The organism is Pseudescherichia sp. AS216 (assembly GCF_037152055.1).
In the GTDB taxonomy this organism is placed as follows: Bacteria; Pseudomonadota; Gammaproteobacteria; order Enterobacterales; family Enterobacteriaceae; genus Pseudescherichia.
In genome coordinates, this window is the sequence record NZ_JBBCMV010000027.1 from 1 (window position 1) to 349 (window position 349).

Here is a 349-nt window from a genome sequence, read left to right on the forward strand (position 1 = left end):
GCCGTACTCATCGCTGAGCGAGGCCAGCCGGAGCAGGCCGGGGTCAGTGCGCACAGGCTTAAACAGCCGCCAGACGGCCCCGTCCTCATCCGCAATCGCCACGTCGCCGTGCGCATTGCGGCGGACCATCACCCCCTCGCTGATGCTGTACAGCGCCTGGTCGACCGCAGGAAGCGTGAAGCGCAGCTCACGCCCGGTCTCATCCCGCCAGGTCACCTCGTTTCCATGCAGCCTCAGGCAGCTGTCATAGGCGGTGGCCCAGCCCTGACCAAACAGCCCTTCGCGGGTGTTCAGGCTGTTGTAGCTGCGCTGCCAGCGCAGGGGGAAACACCCCGGCAGGGAGAAGTCG

At 67.0% G+C, this 349-nt stretch carries 1 protein-coding gene; it reads right to left on the reverse strand.

All coding sequences use genetic code 11. The features are described 5' to 3' along the window. Positions 1-349: DUF6531 domain-containing protein (locus WFN61_RS20750; RefSeq protein ID WP_337039148.1), on the reverse strand; the 349-nt coding region annotated here is incomplete at both ends.